Source organism: Dietzia sp. KRD202, assembly GCF_017168155.1.
Lineage (GTDB): Bacteria > Actinomycetota > Actinomycetes > Mycobacteriales > Mycobacteriaceae > Dietzia > Dietzia kunjamensis.
The window spans coordinates 102767-119747 of the sequence record NZ_JABFAN010000007.1 but is presented as its reverse complement, the minus strand read 5'-3'; the positions used below and the strand labels follow the sequence as shown (position 1 = coordinate 119747).

General features: G+C 71.0%; 15 protein-coding genes. 6 read left to right on the top strand and 9 right to left on the bottom strand.

Annotation, left to right across the window (positions count from 1 at the left end; all coding sequences use genetic code 11):
• The first annotated feature begins 22 nt into the window (after positions 1-22).
• The 4 genes from gap (at position 23) to secG (ending at position 3571) form a co-directional block, all read left to right on the top strand.
• Complete coding sequence (gene gap, locus J1M64_RS05440) at positions 23-1039, top strand: type I glyceraldehyde-3-phosphate dehydrogenase (RefSeq protein WP_067716354.1); 1017 nt, start codon at positions 23-25, stop codon at positions 1037-1039.
• A gap of 141 nt (positions 1040-1180) precedes the next feature.
• The gene (pgk, locus tag J1M64_RS05435; protein ID WP_096905440.1) at positions 1181-2398 is read left to right on the top strand and encodes a phosphoglycerate kinase; all 1218 of its coding nucleotides are present in this window, start codon (positions 1181-1183) and stop codon (positions 2396-2398) included.
• Positions 2399-2424: 26 nt separating this feature from the next.
• Positions 2425-3210 carry a triose-phosphate isomerase gene (gene tpiA / locus J1M64_RS05430; RefSeq protein WP_067716347.1) on the top strand — a complete coding sequence of 262 codons (786 nt, stop codon included), beginning with the start codon at positions 2425-2427 and terminating at the stop codon, positions 3208-3210.
• 127 nt (positions 3211-3337) lie between these two features.
• Complete coding sequence (gene secG / locus J1M64_RS05425) at positions 3338-3571, top strand: preprotein translocase subunit SecG (RefSeq protein WP_067716343.1); 234 nt, start codon at positions 3338-3340, stop codon at positions 3569-3571.
• Positions 3572-3662: 91 nt separating this feature from the next.
• Here secG and pgl read toward each other — a convergent pair whose 3' ends face one another.
• From pgl to tkt, 5 genes are read right to left on the bottom strand one after another with little or no spacing between them, the layout of a single operon-like run.
• Entirely contained in the window at positions 3663-4385 is a 723-nt protein-coding gene (gene pgl / locus J1M64_RS05420) for a 6-phosphogluconolactonase (protein WP_119191708.1), read from the bottom strand.
• A 58-nt stretch (positions 4386-4443) separates the two neighbouring features.
• Positions 4444-5376, bottom strand: coding sequence for a glucose-6-phosphate dehydrogenase assembly protein OpcA (locus J1M64_RS05415; protein WP_206473303.1), 933 nt, complete (start codon positions 5374-5376; stop codon positions 4444-4446).
• Positions 5361-6938, bottom strand: coding sequence for a glucose-6-phosphate dehydrogenase (zwf, locus tag J1M64_RS05410; protein WP_374220840.1), 1578 nt, complete (start codon positions 6936-6938; stop codon positions 5361-5363). Before zwf ends, J1M64_RS05415 begins: the two co-directional genes overlap by 16 nt.
• Positions 6938-8044, bottom strand: coding sequence for a transaldolase (tal, locus tag J1M64_RS05405; RefSeq protein ID WP_096905444.1), 1107 nt, complete (start codon positions 8042-8044; stop codon positions 6938-6940). The genes zwf and tal overlap by 1 nt, the downstream gene beginning before the upstream one ends.
• Complete coding sequence (tkt, locus tag J1M64_RS05400) at positions 8041-10152, bottom strand: transketolase (RefSeq protein ID WP_096905445.1); 2112 nt, start codon at positions 10150-10152, stop codon at positions 8041-8043. The genes tal and tkt overlap by 4 nt, the downstream gene beginning before the upstream one ends.
• A 284-nt stretch (positions 10153-10436) precedes the next feature.
• Here tkt and J1M64_RS05395 point away from each other — a divergent pair, with 284 nt between their 5' ends.
• Positions 10437-11345, top strand: a complete 909-nt coding sequence (locus tag J1M64_RS05395) for a heme o synthase (protein ID WP_067716330.1) — start codon at positions 10437-10439, stop codon at positions 11343-11345.
• A 42-nt stretch (positions 11346-11387) separates the two neighbouring features.
• On the opposite strand, the gene J1M64_RS05390 is transcribed toward J1M64_RS05395, so the two are convergent.
• Complete coding sequence (locus J1M64_RS05390; protein ID WP_119191707.1) at positions 11388-12356, bottom strand: quinone oxidoreductase; 969 nt, start codon at positions 12354-12356, stop codon at positions 11388-11390.
• Between the two features lie 113 nt (positions 12357-12469).
• Between J1M64_RS05390 and J1M64_RS20325 the strand changes: the two genes are divergently transcribed.
• Complete coding sequence (locus tag J1M64_RS20325; RefSeq protein ID WP_307872376.1) at positions 12470-14059, top strand: hypothetical protein; 1590 nt, start codon at positions 12470-12472, stop codon at positions 14057-14059.
• A 176-nt stretch (positions 14060-14235) separates the two neighbouring features.
• On the opposite strand, the gene J1M64_RS05380 is transcribed toward J1M64_RS20325, so the two are convergent.
• From J1M64_RS05380 to J1M64_RS05370, 3 genes are read right to left on the bottom strand one after another with little or no spacing between them, the layout of a single operon-like run.
• Positions 14236-15219, bottom strand: a complete 984-nt coding sequence (locus J1M64_RS05380) for a heme A synthase (protein ID WP_082923909.1) — start codon at positions 15217-15219, stop codon at positions 14236-14238.
• Between the two features lie 38 nt (positions 15220-15257).
• Positions 15258-16049, bottom strand: coding sequence for an ABC transporter permease (locus J1M64_RS05375; RefSeq protein ID WP_119191704.1), 792 nt, complete (start codon positions 16047-16049; stop codon positions 15258-15260).
• Positions 16046-16981: an ABC transporter ATP-binding protein gene (locus J1M64_RS05370; RefSeq protein WP_119191703.1), complete on the bottom strand. Its 936-nt coding sequence runs from the start codon at positions 16979-16981 to the stop codon at positions 16046-16048. Before J1M64_RS05370 ends, J1M64_RS05375 begins: the two co-directional genes overlap by 4 nt.

The window sequence follows — 16981 nt, the reverse complement described above, 5'->3', positions numbered from 1 at the left end:
ACCACCAATAAGGAGACAACACGTGACCGTGCGCGTAGGCATCAACGGATTCGGACGTATCGGCCGCAACTTCTACCGCGCGGTGGAGGCTCTCAAGGCCGAGGGCAAGACGGACATCGAGATCGTGGCCGTCAACGACCTGACCACGAACGACATGCTCGCTCACCTGCTCAAGTACGACTCCATCCTGGGTCGCCTGGGCAAGGAGGTCACGTTCGACGACTCGTCGATCACGGTCGGTGGGACCAAGATCGGCGCCCTCGCGGTCAAGGAGGGCCCCGCGTCCGTGCCGTGGGGTGACTACGGCGTCGACGTCGTCGTCGAGTCCACCGGCATCTTCACCGACGCCGAGAAGGCCAAGGGCCACCTCGAGGGTGGTGCCAAGAAGGTCATCATCTCGGCGCCGGCCAAGAACGAGGACATCACCATCGTCATGGGGGTCAACGACCACGAGTACGACGGCTCGCAGACGATCATCTCCAACGCCTCCTGCACCACCAACTGCCTGGCGCCGGTCGCCAAGGTCCTCTCCGACGAGTTCGGGATCGTCAAGGGCCTCATGACCACGATCCACGCCTACACGCAGGACCAGAACCTCCAGGACGCGCCCCACAGCGACATGCGCCGTGCCCGCGCCGCCGGCATCAACATGGTGCCCACCTCCACCGGTGCGGCCAAGGCCGTCGCGCTGGTCCTGCCCGAGCTCAAGGGTAAGTTCGACGGCTACGCCGTGCGCGTCCCGCTGCCCACCGGCTCGCTCACCGACCTCACGGTCGAGCTCGAGAAGAAGGCCTCGGTCGACGAGGTCAACGCCGCGGTCAAGGCCGCCGCCGAGGGCGCGATGAAGGGCATCCTCAAGTACACCGAGGATCCCATCGTCTCCTCCGACATCGTCGGTGACCCGCACTCGTCCATCTTCGACGCGCCGCTGACCAAGGCGATCGACGGCCAGATCAAGATCGCCTCCTGGTACGACAACGAGTGGGGCTACTCCAACCGCCTCGCCGACATCATCGGCCTGGTCGGCAAGTCGCTCTAAGACCCCTCGGGACTGACATCCCCCGTACGACGATCCGGGCCCGGTCCGGGAACGCCCACAGCGTCCCGGCCGGGCCCGGAGCACATGGACCGGCAGCACCACCCACCATCACCACCGTTCTTCCGACAGGAGTCCCACCACATGGCCGTGAGCACGCTCAACGACCTGCTCGATGCCGGCGTAGAGGGTCGCAAGATCCTCGTCCGCTGCGACCTCAACGTCCCGCTCGACGGCTCGACCATCACCGATGCGGGCCGGATCACCGCCTCGCTGCCCACGCTCAACGCTCTGCTCGACGCCGGTGCGGCGCTGGTGATCACCGCGCATCTCGGCCGCCCGAAGGGTGAGCCCGACCCCGAGTTCTCCCTCGCCCCCGTGGCGGAGAAGCTGGGTGACGAGCTCGGGCGCTACGTCCAGCTCGCCGGTGACGTGGTGGGATCGGACGCCCGCGAGCGAGCCAACGGCCTGACCGACGGGGACGTGCTCCTGGTGGAGAACGTGCGGTTCGACCCGCGCGAGACGAGCAAGGACGAGGCGCAGCGGGCCGAGTTCGCGGCCGAGCTCGCGAGCCTGGTGGGCGAGGACGGGGCGTTCGTCTCCAACGGTTTCGGGGTGGTCCACCGCGCGCAGGCGTCGGTGTACGACGTCGCCAAGGTCCTCCCGGCCTACGCCGGCGACCTCGTCCAGAGCGAGGTCGAGGTCCTCGCGAACCTCAGCGGCGACCCGGAGCACCCCTACGCGGTCGTGTTGGGCGGCTCCAAGGTGTCCGACAAGCTCGCCGTGATCGAGGCCCTGGCGCCCAAGGTCGACACCCTGGTCATCGGCGGCGGCATGTGCTTCACCTTCCTCGCCGCACAGGGCCATGAGGTCGGCTCCTCACTGCTGCAGGAGGAGATGATCGACACCTGCAAGGACCTGCTCGCCAAGTTCGGCGACGTGATCAGCCTGCCCGTGGACGTGGTCGCCGCCGACGGGTTCGCCGCCGACGCCGCGCACTCCACGGTCTCCGCCGAGGCCATCCCGGAGGGGAAGATGGGCCTGGACATCGGCCCCGAGTCGGTGAAGGCGTTCAGCGAGAAGCTCTCCGCCGCCAAGACCGTCTTCTGGAACGGCCCCATGGGCGTGTTCGAGTTCGCGGCGTTCTCCGCCGGGACGCGCGGTGTCGCCGAGGCCATCATCACCGCGACGAAGAACGGCGCGTTCTCGGTGGTCGGCGGCGGCGACTCCGCCGCGGCCGTCCGCACCCTGGGTCTCGGGGAGGAGAACTTCTCCCACATCTCCACCGGCGGTGGCGCCTCGCTGGAGTACCTGGAGGGCAAGGAGCTGCCCGGCGTCACCGCCCTCGAGCGCAGCAACTGAAGACCGACGAGACCACAGGAGAAGACATGGCACGCACCCCGCTCATCGCCGGCAACTGGAAGATGAACCTCAACCACCTCGAGGCCATCGCACTCGTCCAGAAGGTCGCCTTCGCACTCCCGGACAAGTACCTGGAGAAGGTGGACGTGGCGTTCATCCCCCCGTTCACGGACATCCGTGGCGTCCAGATCGTCATCGAGGGCGACAAGCTGGGCTTCGCCTACGGCGCGCAGGACGTCTCGGTCCACGAGTCCGGTGCCTACACCGGCGAGATCTCGGCGGGGATGCTCGCCAAGCTCGGCTGCACCTATGTCGTCGTGGGCCATTCCGAGCGCCGTGACTACCACGCGGAGTCCGACGAACTCGTCGCGGCCAAGGCCGCCGCCTGCCACCGGCACGGGTTGACGCCGATCGTGTGTGTCGGCGAGAAGCTCGAGGTGCGGGAGGCAGGGGACCACGTCGACTTCGTCGTGAACCAGCTCTCCGAATCGCTCGCGGGACTGTCCACGGACCAGCTGGCCTCCACCGTGATCGCCTACGAGCCCGTGTGGGCGATCGGGACCGGCAAGACCGCGTCCGCCGCCGATGCCCAGGAGGTCTGCGCCGCCATCCGTTCCACGTTGGCCGATCTGGCCGATGACGCGACGGCCGAGCAGATGCGGGTCCTGTACGGCGGCAGCGTCAACGCCTCCACGATCGGCGAGCTGCTCGACCAGCCCGATGTCGACGGTGGTCTGGTCGGAGGCGCGTCGCTCAAGCCGGACGAGTTCGCCCAGCTGTCGGCGATCGCCGCCGGTGGCCCGTTGCCCTGACACCGCCCACTCCGGCGCGCCCGGCCCTGCGGGGTCGGGCGTGCCGGGATTCGCCGCGGACACCCGACCGGGTAGTCTGTAGCGGTCGCACCCGACCGCCCGACCCGACGTGAGGCACGATCCCTACATGAAGCTCGCCCTGGACATCTTCCTCATCACCACCAGCCTCCTGCTGATGCTGTTCATCCTGCTGCACCGCGGCAAGGGAGGCGGCCTGTCGTCGCTGTTCGGTGGCGGTGTCCAGTCCAGCCTCTCCGGGTCCAGCGTGGTCGAGCGGAACCTCGACCGGGTCACCGTGGTCGTCGCGATCCTCTGGGTCATCGCCATCGTGGCGGTCGGCCTCATGGTCAGGTTCGGCTGACCGACCGGTCCCCGGCGCGGCCCCACCGGCCGGGCCGACGACGGGGCGCGTCTCTTCCACCGGGTGGATGAGACGCGCCCCGTTCCTGTTCTCAGAGCACCATCGAGGCGGCCGGTCCGTCCAGGTGATACGTGGTCGACTCGGTGCCCACGGCACCGGCGACGGGCCAGTCGGAGGGGTCCGCCCCGCCCAGGCCCCTGGCCACCGCCTCCGCCTTCCCGTCCCCGGCGGCCACGACGAGCACGTGCCTCGACCTGCGCACCGCCGGGAGGGTGAAGGTCAGTCGCTCCGGTGGCGGCTTGGGGCAGTCATGCACGCCCACCGCGAGCCGCTCGGTCTCGGCGACCGCCGGGGTGTGCGGGAAGATCGAGTTCATGTGCCCCTCGGGTCCCATCCCCAGGAGGGTGACGTCGAACAGCGGCTCGTCGCCCCGGGGGAGGTCCACCGCGGCGAGGAACGCCTCGGCCGCGGCGTCGACGTCCTCGAACTCCGGTCCGCGGGCCGGCCAGCGGTGGACGGTGGCGCGGTCGCCCACGGTGCCGAGCAGGACGTCGTCGAGCTGTCCGTCGTTGCGTTCGGGGTCGTCTGCCGGGACGAAGCGCTCGTCGCCCAGGTAGATGGTCACGCGTGACCAGTCGACATCGGCCCCGGCGAGTGCGGCGGCGGTCTTCACCCCCACCGAGCCGCCCGTCAGGGACAGCGTCGCGGTCCCGGCGGTGGCGATCCGTTCATTGAGGTGCCCGACGACGGCGAGGGCTGCCGCTTCGGCGAGGGTGTCCGCATCCGGGTGTACGAGATGGCGTGTGACTGACATCGGCGCTCCTGTGGTGGTGGTCCGGTGGGGAAGTGACGTCGAGGTCCGGGTCCCCTGCTCAGCGAACCGAGGCAGAGGTGTAGATGACACGGTCATGATTGGCCAACGCATCGGCGTACACGCCGTCGGTGTCCATCCGCCGTAGCTCCTCCGAGAGACAGTCGGCGACGCTGCGGCCGACGAGCGCCACCCGTGTGGGCGCCTGACCCGTGATGCGGAGCGCGGCGGAGGTCGCGCTGATCTGCTCGAGGACGATGGAGCCCGAGGCCCGCTCCAGGACGACCATCCTCGGGCCGACGGCCCGCAGGACGTCGATCCCGAGCCGGGACGCCAGCCATCCACCGGCCAGGTCCACCGACGCCGCCCGCTCCGGGCCGCACACCGTCGCCCCGGTGATGCGCTCGAAGGGCGGACGGTCCAGGGTCGCCGCGAGCAGGGAACGCCAGTGGGTGATGCGCGCCCACGCCAGATCGGTGTCGCCCGGGGAGTAACCGGCCGCCCGTTTCGCCAGCGCATCGGTGGGATGCCCCTCCGCGTCGGAGTCGACGATCCGGCGCTTCGCGAGCCTGCCCACCCTGTCCTCGGACAACAACGTGGGGGAGTGGCGGGGCCACCACACGGCGAGCGGGGTGTCCGGCAGCAGCAACGGCGTGACGAGGGAGGCCGACTGGGAGGCCATCGCACCGGAGGTGCGCAGCACGACGACCTCCGCCGCCCCGGCGTCACCTCCGACGCGGATCTGACCGTCGAGCCTGTCGGCGTCCGCGCGAGGTCCGCGGATCACCACGATGACCCGGCACGGATGCTCCCGGCTGGCCTCGTTGGCCGCCTCGATCGCGGACTCGCTGCCCCGGACGTGATCGGTGATCACGATCAGCGTGAGCACCCGTCCGATCGTGCTCAGCCCGGCCTCCTCGCGGATCTGCACGAGCTTCTTGGCGATCCCGCGGGTGGAGGTGTCGGGTAGGTCGATGATCACGGTCGCCTCCATGCGCGGCCACTCCGGGCCAGAATCTCGTCGGCGCCCTTCGGCCCCCACGTCCCGGCCTGGTATTGCTCCGGTGTCCCGTCCGACTCCCATTCCTGCAGGACCGGGTCGAGGAGCTGCCAGCTCAGCTCGACCTCGCGGGAGACCGGGAAGAGCGAGGGCTCGCCCAGCAGGACGTCGAGGATGAGACGTTCGTAGGCCTCGGGGGAGGATTCCGTGAACGCCTCACCGTAGGCGAAGTCCATGTTGACGTCCCGGACCTCCATGGCGGTGCCGGGGACCTTGGAGCCGAAGCGCAACGTGACACCCTCGTCGGGCTGGACCCGGATGACCAGCGCGTTCTGCCCCAGCTCCTGGGTCATGGTCGCGTCGAACGGCAGGTGCGGAGCGCGCCGGAAGACCACCGCGATCTCGGTGACCCGTCGTCCCAACCGCTTGCCGGTGCGGAGATAGAAGGGGACCCCCGCCCATCGGCGGTTGTGGACCTCGAGGGTGATCGCAGCGTAGGTCTCGGTGGCCGAGGAGGGGTCGTACCCCTCCTCGTCCTTCAGTCCCACGACCTGCTCGGACCCCTGCCAGCCACCCGCGTACTGACCACGCGCGGACGTCTCGGCAATCGGCAGTGCCAACGAGGTCGACTCGAGGACCTTGGTCTTCTCCGCCCGCAACGCGGCAGCGGAGAAATCGGTCGGTTCCTCCATCGCGACCAACGCCATCAACTGGATGAGGTGGTTCTGGATGACGTCGCGGGCCGCGCCGATGCCGTCGTAGTAGCCGGCCCGACCACCCAGTCCGATGTCCTCGGCCATGGTGATCTGGACGTGGTCCACGTGGTTGGCGTTCCACACCGGCTCGAAGAGCTGGTTGGCGAAACGCAGCGCGAGGATGTTCTGGACGGTCTCCTTGCCCAGGTAATGATCGATCCGGAATACCGAGTCCTCGGGGAAGACCGCACCCACCACCGCGTTGAGTTCGCGGGCGCTCGCCAGGTCGTGCCCGAAGGGCTTCTCGATGACCACCCGGCGCCAGGACCCCTCCGGGCCGCGGGTGCACCCCGTGCGATCGAGGTGCCGGCAGACGGTCGGGAAGTCATCCGGGGGGATGGACAGGTAGAACGCGTAGTTGCCTGCGGTCCCACGTTCGGCCTCGAGTGCCCCCAGCTGGTCCGCCAGACGGTCGAAGCCCTCGTCGTCGTCGAATGTCCCGGTGACGAACCGCAGTCCGGCGGCGAGCTGCTCCCACACGTCCTCGCGGAACGGGGTCCGGCACCGTTCGCGGGCCTGCTCACGGGCGAACGCGGCGAACTCGTCGTGGGTCCACCGTCGGCGGCCGAAGCCGATCAGGGAGAACCCCGGCGGGAGCAGGCCACGGTTGGCCAGGTCGTAGATCGCGGGGATGAGTTTTTTCTTGGACAGGTCGCCCGTCACACCGAAGATCACGAGACCGGACGGTCCCGCGATCCGGGGGAGCCGACGATCCCGGGGATCACGGAGCGGGTTGGCCCACCCCTCGGGGGCGCCGCCCGCGACCTCGCTGACCGAAGTCGCCCCGTCGTCCGGGCCGATCACGACCCCGTCGGGATCTCGTCGATCCGCGCCCTCACCGTGTCCACCAGGTCGTCCCAGGCGGTCACGAACTTCTGCACGCCCTGCTGCTCGAGGAGGGTGAAGACCTCGTCCAGGTCGATCCCCTCGGCGCGCAGTGCGTCGAGGGTGGCCCGGGACTCCTCGGCGGTGCCCCGGACCGTGTCGCCCTCGACGACGCCGTGGTCCGCGAACGCCTCGATGGTGCCGAACGGCATGGTGTTGACCGTCCCGTGGGTCACCAGACCGGTCACGTACAGCGTGTCGGGGTACGCCGGGTCCTTGACCCCCGTCGAGGCCCACAGGAGACGCTGGGGACGGGCTCCGCGATCGGCGAGTGCCCCGAAGCGTCCCTCGGGGTCGAACAGTTCCTCGTAGACCTCCTGGCAGAGGCGCGCGTTGGCCAGCCCGGCCTTGCCCCGCAGCTCCGACGACTCCGGGAGTCGCGAGTCGATCTCGGTGTCGAGCCGGGAGACGAACACGGACGCCACGGAGTGGATGGTGGACAGGTCGTGACCGGCGGCAGCGGCCTGCTCGAGTCCGGTCAGGTACGCCTCCGCCACCGCGCGGTACTGGTCCGCCGAGAAGATCAGCGTGACGTTGACGTCGATGCCCTTGCCGATGACATCGGTGATGGCCGGCAGCCCCGCCGACGTCGCGGGGATCTTGATCATGACGTTCGGGCGGTCCACCACCTCGGAGAGCTCCACCGCCTGCGTCACGGTCGCCGCGGTGTCGTGGGCCAGGCCGGGATCCACCTCGAGGGAGACGCGGCCGTCCACCCCGTCGGTCGCGCGGTGGACGTCGGCCAGCACGTCACACGCGTCGCGGACGTCGGACGTGGTCAGGGCCCGCACGACGGAATCCACGTCGCGGTCGGCGCGGACCGCCTCGGTGAGCGCGCTCTCGTACGCCGACGAGTCGGCCAGCGCCGACTGGAAGATGGCCGGGTTGGTCGTCACACCGACGATCGAATAGGCGGACATCCGCTTCTCGAGCTCGCCGGAGGACAGGAGCTGTCGGGACAGGTCGTCGAGCCACACGGAGACGCCGGCGGCGCTCAGGGCAGCGAGATTGGCGTTGGTCATGATGCCTCCCCGGCAGCGGCCGCGAGGGATTCGCGGGCCGCGGAGACCACCGCGTCGGCGGTGATCCCGAACTCGGTGAACAGGGTCTGGTAGGGCGCCGAGGCGCCGAAATGCTCGAGTGAGACGGCGCGGCCGGCGTCGCCGAGGAACCGGTGCCACGGCATCGCGATGCCGGCCTCGACGCTGACCCGCGCGCGGACGGAGCGGGGGAGCACCGACTCGCGGTACCCGGCGTCCTGCTGATCGAAGAACTCGACACAGGGCATCGAGACCACACGGGTCGCCACGCCCTCGGCCTCGAGGACCTCGCGGGCCTGCACGGCCAGCTGCACCTCGGACCCGGTGCCCATGAGGATCACCTCGGGGGTCCCGGTCGAGGCCTCGGCGAGGACATAGCCCCCGCGCTCGACCCCCTCGCGGGCGAGCTCCTTGGTGCCCTCGAGCACCGGGACGTCCTGACGGGTCAGGCACAGACCCTTGGGCCCGTCGAGTGCCTCGAGCATGGCGCGCCACGACGCCGCGGTCTCGTTGGCGTCGGCCGGACGCAGGATCGCCAGACCCGGGATGGCGCGCAGCGCCGCCAACTGTTCGACCGGCTGATGGGTGGGGCCGTCCTCGCCGAGCCCGATCGAGTCGTGGGTCCACACGTAGTACGCGTTGCTCCCCTGGAGCGCGGCGAGCCGGACGGCCGGACGCATGTACTCGCTGAAGATCAGGAACGTCCCGCCGTAGGGCCGGGTGGGACCGTGGAGGGCGATGCCGTTGAGGATCGCGCCCATGGCGTGCTCACGGACGCCGAAGTGCAGGTTGCGTCCGTACGGGGACGCGGTCCACGTGTCGGTCGAGATGGAGGACGGGCCGAAGGAGTCCGCGCCCTTGATGGGCGTGTTGTTGGAGCCGGCCAGGTCCGCGGAGCCGCCCCACAACTCGGGGAGGGTGGCGCCCAGGGCCTGGATGGCCTCGGCGGACGCCTTACGCGTGGCGACTCCCTTGGAATCGGCGTCCCACGTGGGGAGCCCGGCATCCCATCCGTCGGGGAGCTCGCCCGAGTACAGGCGATCGAACAGGGCCTTGCGCTCCGGGTTCGCCTCCGCCCAGGCGTGGAACATGTCGCTCCACTGCGCGTGGACGCGGGCACCCCTGTCACGGGCGGCCCGGGTGTGGGAGATCACCTCGTCCTCCACCGTGAACGGCTCGGTGCCGCCCATGCCGAGCGCCTCCTTCACGGCGTCGACCTCGTCCTGGCCGAGTGCCGCACCGTGCGAGGCCCCGGTGTTCATCATGGTCGGCGCCGGGAAGGCGATGATCGTGCGCAGGACGATCAGCGACGGCTTGTCGGTGACCGCACGCGCGTCGGCGATGGCCTCCTCGATGGCGGCCACGTCCTCACCGCCGTTCACCGTCTGGACGTGCCAGCCGTACGCCTCGTAGCGCGCCGCGACGTCCTCGTTGAGGGCGATCCGGGTGTTGTCCTCGATCGAGATCTCGTTGTCGTCGTAGATCGCGATGAGATTGCCGAGCTGCTGGGTGCCCGCGAGCGAGGAGGCCTCGGCGGTGACCCCCTCCTGCACGTCACCGTCGGAGGCGATCACGTAGATGAAGTGGTCGAACGGACTCTTGCCCGACGGCGTCTCCGGATCGAACAGTCCGCGCTCGTAGCGTGCCGCCATCGCCATGCCCACCGCGGAGGCCAGCCCCTGACCCAGCGGGCCGGTGGTGATCTCCACGCCGTCGGTGTGCCGCCACTCCGGATGTCCGGGGGTCTTGGATCCCCAGGTCCGGAGCGCCTTGAGGTCGTCCAGCTCCAGCCCGAAGCCGGCGAGGTACAGCTGGATGTACTGGGTGAGAGAGGTGTGTCCACAGGACAGCACGAAGCGGTCCCGGCCGACCCACGTGGGATCGGAGGGATCGTGCCGCATGATGCGCTGGTAAAGCGTGTAGGCGAGCGGCGCGAGGCTCATCGCGGTGCCCGGGTGGCCGCTACCGCAACGCTGCACGGCCTCGGCGGCGAGGACCCTCGCGGTGTCGACGGCGCGGGTGTCGAGTTCGGTCCAGTCGGACGGGTGGCGTGCAGTGGTGAGCTCGGTGATCTCCGACGCGCTGGTCACTTGTGGTTCTCCCGGGTCTGAGGGTGCGGCGCGGATCCGCGCGTATGTCGTGAACCACCTTAGTGGTCGCGGGCACGGCGGGGCGTGCGGTCCCCGCCCCCGCTCTTTCGCGGACCGCGCAGGGGGGACGTAGTATCGGGTCAGTAGTGCGTTGACGTCTGCTGCGAGGAGTTCCGGTGCACGATTCCACCCCGACCCGGAGTGGGGGGCCATCAGTCTCCCCTCCAGAGTCCACGGGGCGGCCGGCTCCGGCGAGCGGGCGAGCCCGCGCGGTCGACGTGGTGATGGCGTACATCGCCCTCACCAAGCCGCGCGTCATCGAGTTGCTGCTCGTCGCCGCCATCCCCGCCCTCCTCCAGGCCGACCGCGGCAATGTCCACCTCTCGCTGGTGCTGCTCACCCTGGTGGGCGGTTGGCTGGGAGCGGCCAGCGCCAACTCGCTCAACATGGTCGTCGACGCCGACATCGACAAGGTCATGAAGCGAACCGAGCGTCGGCCGTTGGCGCGTCACGCGATCAGTACCCGGGCCGCACTGGTCTTCGGTCTGCTGCTCGGCGTCTCGAGCATGCTGTGGCTGGGTCTGCTGGCCGGGAGCTGGCTGGCCGCGTTCTTCATCCTGCTGACCATCTGTTTCTACGTGTTCGTCTACACGATGATCCTCAAGCGCCGCACGGCCCAGAACGTCGTGTGGGGCGGGGCCGCGGGATGCATGCCGGTCCTGGTGTCGTGGGCCGTGATCACCGATCATCTCCCCGAGGGGCAGGCGCACAACTGGTGGCAGGCGATCGTCCTGTTCCTCATCATCTTCTTCTGGACGCCACCGCACACCTGGGCGCTCGCGATGCGCTACAAGGAGGACTACGAGGCCGCCGGAGTGCCGATGCTCCCGGTCATCATGTCCGCCGAGGGGGTCACCCGGCGCATCACCATCTACACCTGGGTGACCGTCCTGTGCACGTTCGCCCTGATCCCCGCCGCCGGCTGGGTGTACGCGGCCGGCGCCCTCGGCTTCGGAGTGTGGTTCATCGTCATGGCACACCGCCTCGAGGCCGGTGTGCGGCGCGGGGTGGAGGTCAAGCCCCTCAAGTTGTTCATCCTGTCGAACAACTACCTGGCGGGGGTGTTCGTCGCACTGTCCGTCGACGCGGTCCTCGGACTCCAGACGATCGCGGAGATCCTCCCGATTGCCTGATCGCCCACCCCCGCCCTCCTCAGCGGGCGGGGTCGAGGGCGCTCAGCGGGCGGGGTCGAGGACGACCGAACCCGTGGTCTGCCGGGACTGCAGCGCCCGGTGCGCTTCCGCCGCCTCCGACATTCCGAACGTCGCGCCCACCGACAATCGGAGCGAGCCGTCGACGATCCCCTCGAGGACCTCGCCGGCCCGCTCACGGAACTCCCCGGTCCCGGCGATGAAGTCGCCCAGGCTCGGCCGGGTGAGGAAGACCGAGCCGGCCGCGTTGAGTCGTTGCGGGTCCACCGGCGGGACCGGACCGCTCGCCGCGCCGAACAGAACCAGGGTCCCGCGGCGGGCCAGCGAGGCCAGGCTGTCGTCGAAGGTGTCCCGGCCCACGCCGTCGAACACCACGGAGACACCGCCGTCGGAGAGTTCCCTGATCCTCTCCGGGGTCGCGTCGGGATAGAGCAGCACGTGGTGCGCCCCCAGTTCGCGACACAGGTCCGCCTTCTCCTCGGTCGAGGTCGTGGTGATCACACGGTGGCCGTGGGCGACGGCCAGCTGGATGAGCAGCTGCCCGACCCCGCCCGCGCCCGCGGTGATCAGCACGGTGTCGCCGGGTAGGGCCCGGTGGGTGTCGGTGATCAGGTAGTGCGCCGTGAGCCCCTGCAACAGCATCGAGGCCGCCACCTCGTCGTCGATACCCTCCGGCACCGTCACCAGCGACTCGGCGGGGGCGACGACGTACTGGGCGTACGACCCCGGCACCTGACACCACGCCACCCGGTCGCCGACCATCAGGTCGGGCGTTCCCTCGCCGAGTTCCTCGACCACTCCCGTTCCCTCGCTGCCGGGGACGAACGGCAGGTCCCGGGCGTAGGTGCCCTCGCGGAAGTAGGTGTCGATGTAGTTGACCCCGATCGCGGTGGTGCGGACGAGCACGTCGCCCGGTCCTGGCGAGGGGACACCCACCTCGACCGGTGTGAGCACCTCGGGTCCGCCGTGCCTGGAGATCTCTATGGCTCTCATGGCGCCCAGTATCCGGAAGTGTGTCGTCCGCCGCAGCCGGTGCCCGGACTCCGGTTCGCCGGTTCGCGGGAGTCCCGGCGGAAGCGGGGCGGGGGAGGCGATAGGCTACCCCCATGAGCCTGCAGATCCTTTCCCAGTACGCCGGGGGGCCGCGAGTCCGGGCGACCGGCTGGCCCGAGATCACCACCAGTGGGTCCGGGGCGGCGGCCGCACCCGCCCGAGCCGATGCGGTCACCGAGGAGGCGCTGGCGCCGTCCGCGCCTGACACGCAGGCGCAGGCGCCGGCGGGGGCTCCCGAGGCGACCGAACCCGTGCAGGAGGCGCCCGCCGCGACGCAGGAGGCGCCTGCCGAGGCGCGGCAGACCCCGGCCCCGGCGGCCGCCGGCGGCGCGGGCGGGGGGATCACCCTGGGTCGGCGCGCCCCGCGCGCCCCGGGCGGAGGTGCCTCCACGTTGCACGGTTCCCGGATCACGGAGGTCGACGGTGGCGCTCCCGCGGCGCACGCATCGACGGCGCCGGCCGCGGAGGTTCCCGCTTCGCCCAAGGCCCCGTCCGAGCCCGCTGCGGAGCCGGCGCCCTCCGCCCAGGCCGATGCCACCGAGCAGAGCACGGCCGCGAAGTCGTCGGACGAGCCGGTGGCCGCTCAGGCACCGTCCGCCCCGACAGCGTCCGCCCCGGCGACCACGTCCGGCGGGGGACTGAAGCTCGGCGGTGGGTCCAAGGCCAAGGCTCCCGGCGGGGGACTGAAGCTCGGGGGAGGGTCCAGGGCCAAGGCCCCCGGCGGCAGGTCCGCGGGCAAGCTCGTCCTGGGTGGTGCGGCCGGTGCCGCGGCGGCCGCGGGTGCGGCTGCCGCCTCTGGTGGTGGCGAGAAGAACGAGGCTCCGGCCGCCGCGGCGACGCCCGCGCCGGGCCCGGCACCTGCTGCTCAGGCTGACGCCGCTCTCACCACCGGGGCGGCGTCCGAGCCCGGCACCGACTCCTCGTCCGGCGCCGACTCCGTGTCGACGGAGAAGAAGTCCGGTGGCCTGACGCTCGGCGGCGGGAGCAAGGCCAAGGCGCCCGGCGGCGGCAAGAGTGGAGGCCTGACGCTCGGAGGCGGGAGCAAGGCCAAGGCGCCGGGCGGGGGCAAGAGCGGTGGCCTGACGCTGGGCGGCGCCGCCGCCACCACGGACTCCGCGGCCGAGTCGAAGAGCGACGAGCCGACGACGGGTAAGGCCGCTCCGGCGCCGTCCGCGACCGATCGCCCGGCGGATGCGCCGGCCGCGTCCCAGCCGGCGGCGGTGCCCCCGGCCGACGAGCCCGCGGCGCAGGAGTCGGAGAAGCCGGCCGCCGCGGAGGTCCAGCCGACCGAGAAGGCACCCGCCGAGAAGGCACCCGCCGAGAAAATCGAGGCGGCCCCCGTGCAGACGGGCCCCACCCCGCCGGCCAAGACGGTGAAGTTCGTCGAGAAGTTCCTGTCCCGGCACGGCGGGACGGCGGACGTCGTGCTCCAACCGGTCGGCCGTTCCGGGGTCCGCATCACCCTGGTCGGCGCGGACGGCGTCCTGGGAGACACGATGGTCGACAGCCTGTCGCAGGCCGAGGCGGTCCGCGACGGGATCTCAGGCCTCACCGGATCGGACTGGACGCGCGAGCTGGTCTCGCGCACCGATGTCCCTGCCGGTCACTGGAAGCGCATGGCCGGATCGGGCTCCCTGGTCTGACCTTCGCACCCACGACAGCGGCCCAACGACAGCGGCCCCGCCGATCGGCGGGGCCGCTGTCGTCTCTGCGGTCGGCCGGGTGCGCGCCCCGAATGGACCGGAGAGGACGCGCACCGGGCCGTCACCCGTACAGAGGCGACGCGTACCCCGCGACCCTACCGGGGTCGGCGACCGTGTCAGGCCGGCACGCGGTCCCGGATGACCCCCGCCGCCCACAGGGCGCCGGTGACGGCGGTGATCGCACCCGCCAGGGTCACGTGCGCCACGACCAGCAGCTCGGGCACCCCGAGCTGGTACTGGGTGATCCCGATCACCGCCTGCGCCGCGATGAGCCCGATGAGGATCGCGCTCCGCCGGATCGCGGGGCCCTCCGTCCGCAGCGCGACGAGCCCGGCCAACAACCCGATGAGCAGGCAGACGTAGCCCACCATGAGTTCGGCGTGGAAGTGGACGAGCCACTGGATGGGCATCTGGAGGCGATCCGCCGCGGTGATGCGCGCGTCGCCGGCATGGGGTCCGGCGCCTGTCACCATCGTCCCGGTGGTGAGGACCCCGGTGAGCAGGACGGCCGACAGCACGGTCAGCCACGTCATCGGCTTGGGCATGACCCGCCGGGGCGGCGCGGTGTCGGCCTCGCCGATGCGGACGAAGAGGACGGCGGCGAGCCAGGCGAGGATCATCGAGGGCAGCAGGTGCAGCGCGACGGTCCACCACGCGAGGCCGGCCAGGACGGTGATCCCGCCGATCACGGCCTGGGCGAGGATGCCGGCGGGCATGGCCCAGGCGAGGGCTTTGAGGCCGCGGCGGCGCCCGGCGCGGTACACGGCGAGGAGCAGCGCGACGGCGACCGCCGCCAGGACGAAGGTGAGCAGGCGGTTGCCGAACTCGACCGCCTGGTGCAGCGCAGGTGCGGCGCCGGGGACGGGCACGAAACTGGCCTCGTTGCACTGCGGCCAGGTCTCGCAACCCAGGCCGGAGGCGGTCACGCGCACGGTGACGCCGGTGGTCATGATGCCGATCTGGGCGATGACGTTGGCGAGCGCGACGCCCTTCTGGACCCGGATCGACGGAACGGGTAGGCGGGACAACGGCCCGGTCGATCGCCCGGGGTCGCTCGCGGCCGGGGTTCCGGAGGTCGGGGCGTGCGATGTCGAGGTCACGGCCCCGATTCTAGGCCGCGGCGCGCCGGGGTCTGCTATCAGGTGAACGAGAAGTGACGCACGGCAAATCCGCCGCACACGGCCGTCCAGAGGACCAGGGACAGCGCGGCCAGGGCGGGGACGCCGCCGGCGAGCGCCGTGCCCAGTGCGGAGGTCAACGCGTACGAGGGGACGACGACGAGGAGGTCGGCCACCGCGGAGGGGAGGTCGACCACCCCGATCGCGAGTCCGGCGCCACCGATGAGGACGAACCAGATGAGGTTGGCCAGGGCCAGGACGATCTCGGCACGCAGGGTGCCCCCGAGGAGGAGCCCCATGGCGGAGAACGCCACCGATCCCAGGGCGATCACTAGCGCCCCCAGCGCCAGCCCCGGGAGTTCGGGCCGCCATCCCAGCAGCGCCGCGATGACGCCGAGGACGACCGCCTGGCCGGCCACCAGCACGAGCGTCGCGAGGATTTTGCCGATGATGATGACCGCCGGCGGCAGGGGGGTGCCCCCGAGACGTTTGAGGGCACCGTACCGGCGGTCGAAGCCCACGGCGATCGCCTGGCCGGTGAAGGCCGTCCCCATGACGGAGATGGTCAGTACCGCGGTGATCGCGTGATCGACCCGCGGATCAGGTACCGCACCGAAGTCGATCGCGGTGAGGCCGAAGAGGATGGCGACGGGGATGACCAGGGCCACGAGGAGCTGTTCACCGTTGCGCAGGAACAGGGCCAGCTCCATACGGGTCTGGGCGGCGGTCATCCGGGCCGGGGACGCCGGCGCCGACGGGCGGGCGAAGGTGCCGGGGGCAAAGCGGTTGCCGCCGGTCTGGGTGTGGGTCATCGCAGTTCCCGTCCGGTCAGGTCGAGGAAGACCTCCTCGAGACTCCTGGTGCGGGTGGCCAGGGAGGTGAGTTGGACGCCGGCCCGCTCGAGGGCGGCACACATGGCGGTCATGAGTTCGGGGGAGACCGGGCCGTGGACCTCGAGGACGCCGGCGGCGGTCCCCGCCGCGACCGTGTGCTCCCCACCGAGGACGCCGGCGAGCAGCGACGGCGACACCTCGCCGTCGACGACGAGGGTGACGCCCTCCGCGGTCCCGGCGCGTTCGAGTTCGGCAGGCGTCCCGGAGGCGACGCGTCGGCCGTGGTCGACGATCACGACCTCGTCGGCGAGCGAGGCCGCCTCGTCCATGAGGTGGGTGGTGAGCAGCACCGCGGCGCCGTCGCGACGCAGCGCGTGTACGAGGTCCCACACGGCCCGGCGTGACTGGGCGTCGAGGCCGGCGGTCGGCTCGTCGAGGAAGACCAGCTCCGGCCGGCCGATGACCGCGATCGCCAGGGACAGCCGCTGCTGTTGGCCGCCGGACAGGCGCCGGTACGGGGTCCGGACGTGCTCGGTGAGTCCGAGTTCCCCCAGCAACCAGTCCGGATCGAGGGGATCGGCGTAGTAGGACGCCACCAGCCGGAGCATCTCGCCCACCCTGGCGGCGGGGTAGGAGCCGCCGCCCTGGAGCATCATCCCGATGCGGCTGCGGACCCGCTGACGATCGATGACCGGGTCCAGGCCCAGCACCCGCACGGTGCCCGCGTCGGGACGGGAGAATCCCTCGCAGATCTCGACCGTGGTGGTCTTGCCCGCCCCGTTGGGCCCCAGAAGTGCCATGACCTGCCCGCGCTCGAGTCGCAGGTCCAGGCCGGCGACGGCGGTGGTCGCCCCGAACCTCTTGACGAGCCCCTCGACGTGCAGCGCGGGCGTATCCGTCGGAGAGGTCAC

What these genes read in the sequence shown, in the direction of transcription:
- pgk (WP_096905440.1), top strand. Translation starts at nt 1,181, where the DNA reads ATGGCCGTGAGCACGCTCAACGACCTGCTCGATGCCGGCGTAGAGGGT.
- secG (WP_067716343.1), top strand. Translation starts at nt 3,338, where the DNA reads ATGAAGCTCGCCCTGGACATCTTCCTCATCACCACCAGCCTCCTGCTG.
- J1M64_RS20325 (WP_307872376.1), top strand. Translation starts at nt 12,470, where the DNA reads ATGAGCCTGCAGATCCTTTCCCAGTACGCCGGGGGGCCGCGAGTCCGG.
- tpiA (WP_067716347.1), top strand. Translation starts at nt 2,425, where the DNA reads ATGGCACGCACCCCGCTCATCGCCGGCAACTGGAAGATGAACCTCAAC.
- J1M64_RS05375 (WP_119191704.1), bottom strand. Translation starts at nt 16,049, where the DNA reads ATGACCCACACCCAGACCGGCGGCAACCGCTTTGCCCCCGGCACCTTC.
- J1M64_RS05395 (WP_067716330.1), top strand. Translation starts at nt 10,437, where the DNA reads ATGGCGTACATCGCCCTCACCAAGCCGCGCGTCATCGAGTTGCTGCTC.
- tal (WP_096905444.1), bottom strand. Translation starts at nt 8,044, where the DNA reads ATGACCAACGCCAATCTCGCTGCCCTGAGCGCCGCCGGCGTCTCCGTG.
- J1M64_RS05415 (WP_206473303.1), bottom strand. Translation starts at nt 5,376, where the DNA reads ATGGAGGCGACCGTGATCATCGACCTACCCGACACCTCCACCCGCGGG.
- J1M64_RS05390 (WP_119191707.1), bottom strand. Translation starts at nt 12,356, where the DNA reads ATGAGAGCCATAGAGATCTCCAGGCACGGCGGACCCGAGGTGCTCACA.
- pgl (WP_119191708.1), bottom strand. Translation starts at nt 4,385, where the DNA reads ATGTCAGTCACACGCCATCTCGTACACCCGGATGCGGACACCCTCGCC.